Genomic DNA, 12241 nt, shown 5'->3' on the forward strand with positions numbered 1-12241 from the left:
CTTCGCTTATGAACAAGATTACCCACAGCATGCGCCTGAGCAAAATCGCGGCAGCCTTGACGATGGCGCTCTGCCTGACGTCACCCGCACACGCCGATGAAACTGCAAAATCTTTTGCCGAGATGTTGAAAGCTGTGCCGCTGATCCCGGCAGGATCATACGATTCAGAGATGCTGGCCAAGGTCACTAACGCCGTCAATTTCATCAAGCAACAGGACTTGCCGCAGGCGCAGTTGGCGATTAACGAAGCCTTGCAACTCGATGCACGTAACTCGCATCTGCATTTTCTGAATGGCTTTGTCTATCATCTGCAAGCGCGGCAAGGCGATACGCAAAAAGCGGAGATGGCGCTGGAAGGCTACCAGCAAGCACTGCGTATCGATCCGAGTAACTGGATCGCCAAAGAATTCCTGGGCCTGGCGTATATGGACCTGAAGCAGTTCGATAACGCCAAGCTGGCATTCTCGGACGTGTTGTTGCTGACGCCGGAAAGCTCGGTATCGATTTACGGCTTGATGGTGTCGTCGTATCTGACCGGCGACGCACGCACAGCGTGCGCAATGGCGGATCAGTTTCAGAAGACGTCAATGTCAACGACAGCAAATCGTGGCTTCATTCGCTCCAGTGTTTCGGTCTATGCATCGTGCGGAAATTTTGCGCAAGCCGACCGCATGCGTGACAACTTGAGCAAGCTCACCAACAGCGGGCCCGAGGTCGAACGTGTTGATCGACGACTGGCGCAATGGAAATCTTTTTATCTGAAGCAAGAGCAAACAACAGCCAATACGAAAACTCCTGCCGGCGGCATGATGAAAACAAGTTTGTCCGACTACCCGGTCAACGGCCGGCCTGTACAACTTGCACAGGCGTTTACGTCGTCTGCTCCCGCCTACAGACCGCCACCAAGACAAGAAGATCCGGTCGCTGATAACCAGGCATCTGCCGCTGAACCTTTAGCTGTACCAGTGGCGGCAACGCCTGTCGTTACAGCTGCCGCAGATGCGGCTGGCAGCGGCCCCCGCATGCTGCTCATCGATGTCGTGCTGCTGTCGACACAGGAGCTGATGGCCACATCCAAAGGCATCAATTTGCTCAATGCATTGACGTTGCAACTCGGCTCAGGGACTACTGCGGCCTATTCTCGCATCGTCACGTCGAACAGCCTCAACGGTGCAACACCAGATGTCAGCACCGCCATCACGCGCGCCGTGTCGATCCCGGCACTGTCTTATTCACTGAATATTGCCAACGCCAACAGCTCGGTGAATGAAGTATTGGCACGACCGACTCTGGCTGCGATAGAAGGTCTGCCCTCGGAATTTTTCTCAGGTACCAACCTGAGCGCGGGCCTGGTGTCGACCAGTCAGCAAGGCGGCACCACGATCGTGCCTTTGGACAAACGCTTTGGCATCAAGCTGTCTGTCACGCCGACATTCCTGCCGCAAGGGCGGGTGCAACTCAAGATCGAGGCGCAACGCACCGCGCTGAATGCCAGCTCAGAGACTTCAAGAGTGGCATATCAGATCGAGATTGGTGAACTGACCGCCAACGCGAACGTGGTCATGAATCTGGGTGAAACATTGCTCTTGAGTGGATTGAGCGAGAAGACCAGAACCAGCACACGTGACGGCGTACCAGGGCTGCAGGATGTGCCGGTAGTGCAGTATCTGTTTTCGAACAAGAAGACGAATGATCTGCAAAGATCAGCGCTGATTCTGATCACGCCGCGAGCGCCGATTCAGATTGCCGATGATGCCGCAAACGAAAGCCGTTCGATGGCACTGCGCATGAAAGAATTGCGTGAAAAGTTTGGCTTCGCCAACAACAATCCCGCCAATATCGAAGCGGTAATGACACAGCTTCAGTCGAACCAGTTCTTCCGCGAGTTTCGTCAAGGCGATGTCGCGATGGAACGTTGGGATCGCATGCGCACTACCGGTGATCGTCTGGAAGAAGCTCTGAGCTTTCTCTACTATTAAGTAGCGGAGCTGCATTAGTCGGGCTGCATTGAATAGCCGGCCTGCATATTGCAGCTGGTCCGCAACATCCTGATCATGCACGTCGCCTTGCCATCAGTCCTGCTGGCAAGGCGACGTAGTCATGTTGAATTAAGCACGCACCAGAGCCACCGTTTTTTGACGATGCCGTCACAAGCGGCGGGGCCATCCATATTGCGACCTTCGCGCATGAATCATGCAAAGTGTCATGCGACTCCGACGCGCCAATCAGCGCCCTTAGGTTCCTGCAGACCAGCTTCAACCACGGTTTATTTCTCCCCAGTACAGTTTTCCTTGCTGCGAATTAACCCTGAGCGTAGAATTTTTTTAACTCAAGGTAATTAAATTTGCTTGCTGGCACTGACTAAGGGCTATATCCATGGACATGGTGGCAAACCTGAATAGCAAGCAGTCGCTACGCATGCGCCGCGCCCTTCTGCTCAGCGCCATCGTGCTGGGAGCGACTTCCTTGTTCTGGGGTGTGTACTTCGTGGCCCAGGATAATTGGAGCATGTTCCCGATCAACCTGATCTCCATCATCGTTGCGGCAAGCACTGCCTGGCTGACAGTGCAGCGGCACATACGCGCTGCCTCTATCGTCCTTTTTTGGTACGTCTATCTGGTGTTGTGCATATTTTGTGCGCTACTGGATATCCCGACGCTGGAAGCACCGCGGTCCAATCACAATTATTTCTTGGTGATCGCGCTGTTCGCCTGGCTGGTGTTCAAGGGCGACAAACCCTGGCTCAGACACAGCCTGACGCTGGCCGCCCTGCTCGGCTTTATCTTCTTTTCCAGCACCACGTGGGCACTGAGCTCCAGCTATGCGCTGGGTGATGATGTGCGGGTGGTCGGCACATGGATACACAATATTATTGTGACCGTTCTTTTATGGACGCTGCTGTGGGTGATGCAAGCCAATCTGTCCGAGCGCAGCGTGATGGAATCCGACTTGCGCAAGGCGATGTCCGAGAATCAGTTGGTGCTGCATTACCAGGCGCAAACCGGTGATGACGGTCGCATCGCCGGCGCGGAGGCGCTGCTGCGCTGGCAGCATCCGGTCAAAGGCCTGGTGTCACCGGCGGATTTCATCCCGCTGGCAGAACAGACCGGCTTGATCATGCCGATAGGGCATTGGGTATTGGGTGCGGCGTGTGCGCAGTTGATGCTGTGGGCAAAAAATCCAGCCACCGCACACCTGAGTCTGGCGGTCAATGTCAGCGCACTCCAATTCAAGCAACCCGATTATGTGAGCCAGGTCATCTCGGTCCTGGATCGCTCGAACATCGACCCCACACTCCTCACGCTGGAACTGACAGAAAGCATGCTGGTCAATGACGTCAACGACATCATCAGCAAGATGAATGCGCTCAAGGCCAAGGGCGTGCGGCTGTCGCTGGACGACTTTGGCACCGGTTATTCGTCGCTCAACTATCTGAAGAAATTGCCGCTGGATCAGCTCAAGATAGACCAGTCCTTTGTACGTGACATGCTGACCGACTCGCACGACGTGACCATCGTGCGCACCGTGGTGGAACTGGCGCACGGCATGAAGTTGCATGTGATCGCAGAAGGCGTGGAAACAGAAGATCACCGGCAATTCCTGGCCGATCTGGGCTGCCATTCCTATCAAGGCTATTTGCTCAGCCGGCCCGTGCCGAATAGCGACTTTGAAGAGGTGGTCCGGGCGCACAACGCTGCGGCTGACGCCATCGAGGAAGTCGCCTGTGAGGCACTGCTGGCGACAACAACTTGACTTAGCGCGAACGCTTGTTCTTGCTGGCAAGCACCGCCGACGTCTTTTCATCTATCAGCGGCATCATGGAACGTATGGTTTCTATAAAGAAGCGCAATCGCGCCGGATAAAAACGCGCATACGGATAAACCAGATAAACCGGCAACGGTGCGGCCCGCCACTCGGGCGCAAGATGCAGCAAACGTCCCTGTGCAATATCATCAGCCACCATCCAAGCCGATACGATGCCGACGCCCAGACCGGACAATGCGGCATTACGCACCGCATACAAACTGTCGGTACTCATGCGCGGCTTGATCGCAAAGCGATGCTCCTCGCCATCCGATTGCCGCGTCAGTGTGACGTCATCGCGATAAAAGGTACGCAATGCAAGCCACGGCATATTGTGCAAATCGTCCACCTGTAAAGGTATTGATTTGCCTTCCACATGCTGCGGCGCGGCCACCACGATGCGCGGAATATCGAACAGTTTGATCGCAATCACGGAAAGATTGTCGACCGCACCAACCTGGATCGCGCAATCTATGCCCTCTGCAATAAAGTCCGGACGACGGTCGTGCAATAACCATTCGACCGCCACGCGCGGATAGCGATTCAGGTAATTGGTCAGCGGCGCGATCAACTGATCCTGCCCGAACGCATGCGGCACCAGCACGCGCAAAGTGCCTTCCGGCTCATCCTGCGTGCCGCGCAGGTCGGCCTCCATCGTCTTCCAGTTATCCAGCAAATCCTTGGCATGCGCGAAGCAGCGCTCGCCATCCTCCGTCAGCTTCATCACGTGCGTGGAGCGTTGCAGCAGACGCAAACCCAGCGTGCGTTCCAGTGTCTGCAGGCGTCGGCTGACTGTGGGCTGACTGGTTTTCAGCTGCTCCGCGGCGGCCGACAGGCTGCCCGTTTCGACGATACGCACGAAGGTTTCCATCAGCTCTATGCGGTCTACGCCGGGATTGCCGGATGGCTTATTGGCTTGTTTATTGGCTTGCATATTTTCTTGTTTAACTAGCTTCGTCATACGTTAAGCGTATAACAAATCTACGAACAAGGCCACTACCCAGCCTCAATCACCAAGAGGAAAATCCTATTCATCGTCAATACCGGAAATTCATCATGTTGGTTATTCAATCTACAAATACAAGCATCTCCAAACCCGCACTACCGGCCTCGCTCATCCTGCTGCTGGCAAGCGCAGCCGGCTTGAGCGTGGCTTCGCTTTATTACAGCCAGCCTATGCTGGCCGTGCTGGGTGCGGATATACATGCCAGCGATCGCATGATCGGGCTGGTGCCCACGCTGACGCAACTGGGTTATGCGCTGGGCATTCTGTTACTGGCACCTTTGGGCGATCGCTACGACAGGCGCACCATCATCCTGGTGAAAGCGAGTTTGCTGGCACTGGCCTTGTTGTTCAGCGGCCTCGCGCCTAATGTCACGTGGCTGCTTGCGACCAGCCTGGTCATCGGACTGACGGCAACGATGGCACAGGACATCGTGCCAGCAGCGGCAACGCTGGCACCCGACCAGCATCGCGGCAAAATTGTCGGAACCGTGATGACAGGCTTGTTACTCGGCATCCTGCTGTCGCGCGTGATCAGCGGCCTGGGCGCGGAAGAATTTGGCTGGCGCGCAGTCTATATTGCTGCCGCCGTCAGCGTTGCCTTGGTGGTCGTTGCCATATGGCGTGGATTGCCGCGCTTCCAGCCAACGACGCAGTTGGCATATGGCGCGCTGCTCGGCTCCATGATTGATCTGTGGCGCCGCCATGGCACGTTACGCCAGGCTGCATATGCACAAGGTTTGCTGGCGGTAGGCTTTAGCGCTTTCTGGTCAACCCTGGCTGTGATGTTGCACGGCGCGCCCTTTCATCTCGGCAGTGCTGCCGCTGGTGCATTCGGCCTGGCTGGCGCTGCCGGTGCACTCGCCGCACCGCTGGCCGGTCGCCTTGCCGACAAGCGCGGCCCCGAACTGGTGACACGTCTGGGTGCCGGCCTGGCGGCCATCTCGTTCGCCGCCATGTGGCTCGCACCACTGGTGCCTCCGCATGTGCAACTGGCCTTGATCGTGGTCAGCGCAATCGGTTTCGACTTTGGCATACAGGCGACCCTCGTCGCACATCAGACCGTCGTATTCGGCATCGATCCAGGTTCACGCAGTCGCTTGAATGCGCTGCTGTTCACGGGCATGTTTGTCGGTATGGCCAGTGGCGCAGCTTTGGGCAGCCTGATGTTGTCGCAATGGGGCTGGGCTGGTGTGGTGACGCTGGCAACGGCTTCTTCGTTGGGCGCATTGGCGGTGCGCATGCTGGGTAACAGAAAGCATTGAAGTTGCCGGTAGCCCACCTGCAGTGTCATGCACGGCTGAATGAAGTGAGCGTCACTATGCGTTAGGATAGCAGCTAAACCCTTGCAGTCGATATCGTCGCCAGCCGAATGTCTGCTATTGGAAAATAGTGACATTCGGCTTTTGCATACGCTGCCTACCCTTACTACACAACACCATGACCACATTCAAACACATCGTTCTCTACACCGACACCGACGGCTTCGCGAAATTTCGTGAAGAAGCGATTGCCTTGCCGGGCGGTTCGCCCAAGGCCTTGCTGTCCGAACTCTTGCCATCGAATGGCTTTCAGGTGCGGCAAAGTCCGCCGGGTGTGAGCAGCGATTTTCATTGCACGACCACGGCACAATGGCTGGTGGTATTAAGCGGCGAAATGGAAATTGGTTTGCGCGATGGCACGGCGCGCATCTTCAGGGCCGGCGAACATTTCTTCTCGAATGATTTGTTGCCGGAAGGCGCAGAGTTTGACCATCAATTGCATGGTCACCGCAGCCGCGTGGTTGGCGATGCGCCGCTGCAAACCTTGTTTGTCCGTACCGGCGGCTTATGATCTGCAGCGCCGTATTAAACTAACCATTCCATTTTCAAAGAGATTCATGCCCGATTTCGCACGCAGACGCACACTGGTACTCGCGACCATCGCCACTCCTTTTGCAGGTAACTATATGTCTGCCTTCGCAAGCAATCAACAGACTATTTCCGTCAATGCCACGCTGGCAAAACTGGAAGCCTCGGCGAACGGGCGTCTAGGTGTCGCAGCGATCGATACCGGCAAGGGTATGCGCGTGCAGTATCGCGCTGATGAGCGCTTTCCTTTTTGCAGCACATTCAAGACCATCGTTGCCGCAGCCATCTTGAAGCAATCGGAATCCGATCACGGACTGCTGGATAAACGCCTGCATTACAACAAGGATGACATCACGCAATCAGGCTACGCACCGGTTACACAAAAGCATATTGCCGACGGCATGACGATTGCAGAATTATGTGCCGCCACTTTGCAGTACAGCGACAACGCAGCCGTAAACTTCCTGATGAAGGAACTGGGCGGACCAGCGGCTGTCACCACTTATGCGCGTGCTATCGGCGACGATACCTTCCGTCTTGACCGCTGGGAACCGGAATTGAATTCCGCCATTCCTGGCGACGAGCGCGACACAACGACACCAGCAGCAATGGAACGGAGTTTGCAAAAATTGATGCTGGGCGACGCCCTGGCGTCGATGCAACGTGCACAACTGGTTGCGTGGCTGAAGGGAAATACGACCGGCGGCAAACGCATGCTGGCAGGTGTACCAACAGGCTGGATCGTAGGCGACAAGACCGGCACCGGCTCGTACGGCACGACTAACGATGCCGGCGTGCTGTGGCCCGTGCACGGCGCACCCATCGTTGCCGTCATCTACTTTACGCAAAATGACAACGAGGCTAAGCCTCGCGACGACGTCATTGCCGCAGCCACCCGCGTCGTGGTCCGCGCACTCAGCTGACCTGATTTCAGCCCTATTGTTTATGCCACAGCTGCCGTTCCGGATTGGCCGCTGATGCCCTCCCTTCTTGTCCGTATCTACAATCTGCAACACATGATTGATAAATCTCGTGCGCTCCGTAATTCGGCCCGACGTTTGGGCTTATAGTCATGTGCACCGGTGTTGCGGCATTCAAAGCTGACGGCACTGGATAAAAAAGAAATTACATAAAGACTATGGAGAAGACATGAGTAAACAAACGATTGCAATCGTCGGTCTGGGCAGAGTTGGTTCAGTCTTTCTGGCTGAATTGCTGCGTCGCCCCAACAAGGATATTGAAGTGGTCGCCGTGGCAGAGAATGGCGACACCAGCGGCAAAATCCTGGCCAAGTCGCAAGGCATCGCGGTTCTCGATACCGATGCCTTGATTGCAATGGGCGAAAAGATCGACATACTTTTCGACCTGACCGGCGTACCCGCTGTACGCAGGGATTTACGCGAAAAGCTGATGGCTGCCGATAATCGCCACACAATTATTGCGACCGAGACGATTGCCAAGTTGATCTGGTCATTGGTTGCCAGCGATGTTGCCTTGCCGAGTGTGCACGGAAAAACCGGTTACTGATACTGCGAAACATCAGACCTGCTTGCAGGATCAGCGATCTATTTGGGATAACAAAAACCGAGGGCGGGAAAAGTTGGCAACGCCAGCCTATCCTGCTCTCGGCGATTAGAAATGACGTAGGCATCCATGGATCTGATTCTGCTACAACCCGGCAACCCGACATTTTTCGACGAGGGCAATTGGAGTGCTGGCGGCACATTGATCAACAATCATCTGCAGGACGCACGCCTGAATGCCGGTCCTTGCATAGAATTGGTATCTCTGCATCAGGGCATGCTGCAATCCTTCACCACCAACAAAGCGGCACCGGGCACCAATCATCCGGTGATTACCGAACTGAGCTGCGTTAAATATGTGGATCAGATTTCCGGCAAGCTTCTAGACTATTGCCTGCGCACAGAACCACTGGGGCGCGGCAAGGATCAACCGACTATCCTTTACATCTTGCGCAACAGTGGCGATCAGCTCATCAATGTCATGACGATCACTTTGCGTGATGCCCTCATTACCGAGATGCAAATGCAAGCACATGCTGACGACATGCCGACGGAACAATTCAAACTCAACTTCACAGAAGTTTTGTGGAGCTACAGCGCGCAGCTCAGTGCCAGCCATGTAGCAGACAAGGTTGCAACCGGCTGGAACAAGGAGCGCCGTCACACCATCACCGCCTTTACTGATTGAGAGACTGAAATTTTTCTCTGAAATTATCTTGGTCGCGTTTTGATTGAAATTTACATTCATCAAAAACAAGAACGCAAGAATAGTGCTCTCCGGTCGCGTCAGAAGTTCTTCACTTTATCCATTCGCTCGATATTCTTCCCGCATATATCGCCCACACTTGCTTTCATGCAAGTACGGAGATTTGGCATTGCACGTCGATGAACGTAAAATGACGATTGATCAATGTCGGATGCTGGGAGAATAGATGTCTTTTGTAATTGAGTTACTGAATACATTCAAGGTGCAGTCCGAAGATATGCGCCTCTTCATACAAGTTTTTTCCATTGTCTTCTGTACCCTGCTGCTGAATTTCGTCAGCGCAGGAATTCTCAGGCGCCTCCACAAAAAATCCAAGCTCACCACCACTCCGTGGGACGAGGCCTTGATCGACGCGATACGCAAACCCGCGACGGTGTTGATCTGGGTTGTCGGCATTGCATTTGCGGCGAAGGTATTGCATCAGAATACCGAATCGGTAATTCTGGAATCCGTGCCCACGGTGCGCGACATCGCCATCATCCTGTGTGTCGGCTGGTTCTTGCAGCGCTTTATCGCGCGAGTCGAAGCAAATTTACTGAAACGCAGTCCGGAGAACGGCAAGCACGTCGATCAAACCACGATAAACGCAATCGGCAAGCTGCTGCGCATATCCGTGATGATCACGATAGGTTTGATTATCCTGCAGCAGCTGGGCTTCAGTATTTCCGGTGTACTGGCCTTTGGTGGCATAGGCGGTGTTGCTATCGGTTTTGCTGCCAAGGAGTTGCTGTCCAACTTCTTCGGCGCACTGATGATTTACATGGATAGGCCATTCGCTGTCGGCGACTGGATACGTTCGCCGGATCGCAATATCGAAGGGACTGTCGTCGATATAGGCTGGCGCATCACAACGATTACCACCTTCGACAAACGCCCTCTCTACGTGCCGAATGCCACGTTTACGTCTATCGCAGTCGAAAATCCATCGCGCATGTCGCATCGCCGCATCAATGAGGTTATCGGCGTACGTTACGACGACGGCAGCAGATTGCCGGCGATCGTGGCGGATGTGAAAGCAATGTTACTGGCGCATGAAGAAATCGATCAGGACGAAACGCTGATGGTCAACTTCGACAAGTTTGCCGCGTCTTCGCTCGACTTTTTTATCTATACGTTCACGCGCACAACCAACTGGGTACGCTATCACGAGGTCAAACAGGATGTCCTGTTCCAGATCATGCAGATTATCGAACAGCACGGCGCAGAAATCGCCTTCCCAACCTCGACCATTCATGTTCCTGGGTCCTTGCGCCTGGCTTCGGAAAATGGGCCAGACCCGGTGGAGATGCCGACATCTGCCTGAGACGGCCGTGCTGTCATTTCAACAATGGAGATGACAGCACACCCCGGATTAACGCCGCCAACGTTTTTTCATATCCCCTGCCGCGTAATCCTGTAGTCAGCCTTGGTCTTTACAATGGTGCCGCGACGACATCTTGCTTGATGCCGTCGCAAGCAACCCTGCTCCTCCTGACGCGCCTATCCTCGCATCCATTGTGGCCGTCGTACATAGCAGGCGCGCTTCTTGCGTTTTTCGCTTCTTGAATTTTTCTTGCACCATAGGCATGCCTGCGCCACAAGCGTAGTCATGCATTTTTCTAGCCCAACCCTTACTAGATGACATCATGGATCTGACCACACCCGCTTTACTCTTTCCCGCCATCTCTTTGCTGCTGCTGGCTTATACCAATCGCTTCCTGGTAACGGCACAATTGATACGGCAGTTGCACGTCAAATATCAGGACGGCGCGCGTGACGAAGTCACGCGACAGATATCCAATTTGCGCCAGCGCGTACTGCTGATCCAGCGCATGCAGGCAATGGGCGTAGTGTCATTTTTGCTGTGCGCACTATCGATGCTACTTGTTTTTATTGAGCTGATTTCGATCGCGAAAGTGATTTTCGGTCTGAGCATCTTCATGCTGGTCTTGTCCTTGCTGGTTTCCCTGCATGAGATCACCATCAGTACCAGGGCGATCGAAATCGAGATGGAAGATATGGAGCAGAGCCTGCAAAAACACGATTGAAGTCGTGCCGATGTTGCGAACTGAAATCATGTCTGCGAGCAAGCAAGGTTCGCAACATTCCAGCTGCCTTGCATGCAGATTTGGGCGTATAGTTGCATCCTCTGACGCAACGTTTTCACGCCTTTCTGGCGCACCTATCTTATGCCGCAAGTGACTCTTCCCATCGCAAAAAACGTATTCGGCGAACCGCTGGTACCGTGCTCTTTCAAACCCGTGACCGGCTACTTTCGCGATGGTTGTTGCAAGACCAATGAAGATGATGTGGGTACCCATATAGTCTGTACCGTGATGACGGCCACCTTCCTGGAGTTCAGTCGCGGCTGCGGCAACGACTTGTCAACCCCGCGTCCGGAATGGAATTTCCCGGGCTTGAAGCCGGGCGATCAATGGTGTTTGTGCGCAAATCGCTGGGTAGAAGCATGGCGCGCAGGCGTCGCGCCCAAGGTAGTACTGGAAAGCACCAACCAAAAGATTTTGGAAATCGTCAGTCTGGACGATTTGCGTGAGTACGCTTACGCCATGCCGGAAGAAGAATAGGATTTTCTGTAAAAGAACAGCGGACTATCGGTATGCTCCCACATCACCATCCTCGCAACGTCATTCACTCAATCGACTATCCTGCATTACTTGCCCGGTAGCGCCTCCGTAATCGGGCGCACCGATCCGCAGTCCGCGCTCAGCCATTTGCCACTGGTGTCGGTGCGATCGTTGACCTGCACGCCCTGCATCGTGCCCTTGAATTCGGAAGTCGTGCTAAAGCTGCGGTCGCTGGCAAGCACCGTCCTGACGGTACCCTTGCCCTTCATCTGTGCACCATCACAAACCATGCCCATCGTATAGCCGTCGCTGGTGCGCTGTTGATTCTTCATCTCGCAGCCGGATTCCTTGTGATTCATTTGCGGCAAACTTTCGCGAGCGGCCATTTCCTTCGTGATACAGATCCTGTTGACAATGGCGCCGCCCTGCAACTGCGACATATCAACACCCATTTTCCGCATTTTCTCGATCTGCTCGGGCGAAATCTTCGGCACGTTTTTCATCGAACTCGATTGCAGTGTCATTTCCCACAAACCGGGTTGCATGCTGCCAGCAGCAAAGGAAGGGGCTGCACACACAAGCGCGGCAGCAACGCAAAAAACAATAGATTTATACATGACAGATCTCCATCGAATATGGAACGCTCCTTGCATCGTACATTCGCTTTTTGCGCATCGCAATATGCAATCGGCGCTTTTCCGGATGGTCCGAATATAAATGCTTGATGAAGC

12 protein-coding genes are annotated in these 12241 nt (G+C 54.4%); 10 read left to right on the plus strand and 2 right to left on the minus strand.

Annotated features, from left to right (window positions below; translation table 11 throughout):
• Positions 1 to 8: 8 nt before the first annotated feature.
• Complete coding sequence (locus ACFQO0_RS03790; RefSeq protein ID WP_382232700.1) at positions 9 to 1979, plus strand: secretion protein; 1971 nt, start codon at positions 9 to 11, stop codon at positions 1977 to 1979.
• A gap of 397 nt (positions 1980 to 2376) precedes the next feature.
• The gene (locus tag ACFQO0_RS03795; RefSeq protein ID WP_382232701.1) at positions 2377 to 3753 is read left to right on the plus strand and encodes a putative bifunctional diguanylate cyclase/phosphodiesterase; all 1377 of its coding nucleotides are present in this window, start codon (positions 2377 to 2379) and stop codon (positions 3751 to 3753) included.
• 1 nt (position 3754) lies between these two features.
• On the opposite strand, the gene ACFQO0_RS03800 is transcribed toward ACFQO0_RS03795, so the two are convergent.
• Entirely contained in the window at positions 3755 to 4738 is a 984-nt protein-coding gene (locus tag ACFQO0_RS03800; protein ID WP_382232702.1) for a LysR family transcriptional regulator, read from the minus strand.
• A 122-nt stretch (positions 4739 to 4860) separates the two neighbouring features.
• Between ACFQO0_RS03800 and ACFQO0_RS03805 the strand changes: the two genes are divergently transcribed.
• The 8 genes from ACFQO0_RS03805 (at position 4861) to ACFQO0_RS03840 (ending at position 11510) form a co-directional block, all read left to right on the plus strand.
• A complete protein-coding gene (locus ACFQO0_RS03805; RefSeq protein WP_382232703.1) occupies positions 4861 to 6072 on the plus strand; it encodes an MFS transporter in 1212 nt (403 codons plus the stop codon).
• A gap of 175 nt (positions 6073 to 6247) precedes the next feature.
• Positions 6248 to 6640, plus strand: a complete 393-nt coding sequence (locus tag ACFQO0_RS03810; protein ID WP_382232704.1) for a cupin domain-containing protein — start codon at positions 6248 to 6250, stop codon at positions 6638 to 6640.
• A 46-nt stretch (positions 6641 to 6686) separates the two neighbouring features.
• Entirely contained in the window at positions 6687 to 7580 is an 894-nt protein-coding gene (bla, locus tag ACFQO0_RS03815) for a class A beta-lactamase (protein WP_382232705.1), read from the plus strand.
• A gap of 226 nt (positions 7581 to 7806) precedes the next feature.
• Positions 7807 to 8184 carry a Rossmann-fold NAD(P)-binding domain-containing protein gene (locus tag ACFQO0_RS03820; protein WP_382232706.1) on the plus strand — a complete coding sequence of 126 codons (378 nt, stop codon included), beginning with the start codon at positions 7807 to 7809 and terminating at the stop codon, positions 8182 to 8184.
• A gap of 126 nt (positions 8185 to 8310) precedes the next feature.
• On the plus strand, positions 8311 to 8868 hold the full coding sequence (locus ACFQO0_RS03825) for a type VI secretion system tube protein Hcp (protein WP_382232707.1): 558 nt from the start codon (positions 8311 to 8313) through the stop codon (positions 8866 to 8868).
• Positions 8869 to 9112: 244 nt separating this feature from the next.
• Entirely contained in the window at positions 9113 to 10249 is a 1137-nt protein-coding gene (locus ACFQO0_RS03830) for a mechanosensitive ion channel family protein (protein ID WP_382232708.1), read from the plus strand.
• Between the two features lie 322 nt (positions 10250 to 10571).
• Positions 10572 to 10973 (plus strand): DUF2721 domain-containing protein, encoded by a 402-nt coding sequence (locus tag ACFQO0_RS03835; RefSeq protein WP_382232709.1) that lies wholly within the window; start codon positions 10572 to 10574, stop codon positions 10971 to 10973.
• 141 nt (positions 10974 to 11114) lie between these two features.
• Positions 11115 to 11510, plus strand: coding sequence for a DUF2237 family protein (locus tag ACFQO0_RS03840; RefSeq protein ID WP_382232710.1), 396 nt, complete (start codon positions 11115 to 11117; stop codon positions 11508 to 11510).
• Between the two features lie 86 nt (positions 11511 to 11596).
• Here ACFQO0_RS03840 and ACFQO0_RS03845 read toward each other — a convergent pair whose 3' ends face one another.
• On the minus strand, positions 11597 to 12055 hold the full coding sequence (locus ACFQO0_RS03845; RefSeq protein ID WP_382232711.1) for a DUF3617 domain-containing protein: 459 nt from the start codon (positions 12053 to 12055) through the stop codon (positions 11597 to 11599).
• Positions 12056 to 12241: the final 186 nt, after the last annotated feature.

The organism is Herminiimonas aquatilis, assembly GCF_042665175.1.
GTDB lineage: Bacteria > Pseudomonadota > Gammaproteobacteria > Burkholderiales > Burkholderiaceae_D > Oxalicibacterium > Oxalicibacterium aquatilis.

What these genes read in the sequence shown, in the direction of transcription:
- ACFQO0_RS03790 (WP_382232700.1), top strand. Translation starts at nt 9, where the DNA reads ATGAACAAGATTACCCACAGCATGCGCCTGAGCAAAATCGCGGCAGCC.
- ACFQO0_RS03795 (WP_382232701.1), top strand. Translation starts at nt 2,377, where the DNA reads ATGGACATGGTGGCAAACCTGAATAGCAAGCAGTCGCTACGCATGCGC.
- ACFQO0_RS03800 (WP_382232702.1), bottom strand. Translation starts at nt 4,738, where the DNA reads ATGCAAGCCAATAAACAAGCCAATAAGCCATCCGGCAATCCCGGCGTA.
- ACFQO0_RS03805 (WP_382232703.1), top strand. Translation starts at nt 4,861, where the DNA reads ATGTTGGTTATTCAATCTACAAATACAAGCATCTCCAAACCCGCACTA.
- ACFQO0_RS03810 (WP_382232704.1), top strand. Translation starts at nt 6,248, where the DNA reads ATGACCACATTCAAACACATCGTTCTCTACACCGACACCGACGGCTTC.
- bla (WP_382232705.1), top strand. Translation starts at nt 6,687, where the DNA reads ATGCCCGATTTCGCACGCAGACGCACACTGGTACTCGCGACCATCGCC.
- ACFQO0_RS03820 (WP_382232706.1), top strand. Translation starts at nt 7,807, where the DNA reads ATGAGTAAACAAACGATTGCAATCGTCGGTCTGGGCAGAGTTGGTTCA.
- ACFQO0_RS03825 (WP_382232707.1), top strand. Translation starts at nt 8,311, where the DNA reads ATGGATCTGATTCTGCTACAACCCGGCAACCCGACATTTTTCGACGAG.
- ACFQO0_RS03830 (WP_382232708.1), top strand. Translation starts at nt 9,113, where the DNA reads ATGTCTTTTGTAATTGAGTTACTGAATACATTCAAGGTGCAGTCCGAA.
- ACFQO0_RS03835 (WP_382232709.1), top strand. Translation starts at nt 10,572, where the DNA reads ATGGATCTGACCACACCCGCTTTACTCTTTCCCGCCATCTCTTTGCTG.
- ACFQO0_RS03840 (WP_382232710.1), top strand. Translation starts at nt 11,115, where the DNA reads ATGCCGCAAGTGACTCTTCCCATCGCAAAAAACGTATTCGGCGAACCG.
- ACFQO0_RS03845 (WP_382232711.1), bottom strand. Translation starts at nt 12,055, where the DNA reads ATGCAACCCGGTTTGTGGGAAATGACACTGCAATCGAGTTCGATGAAA.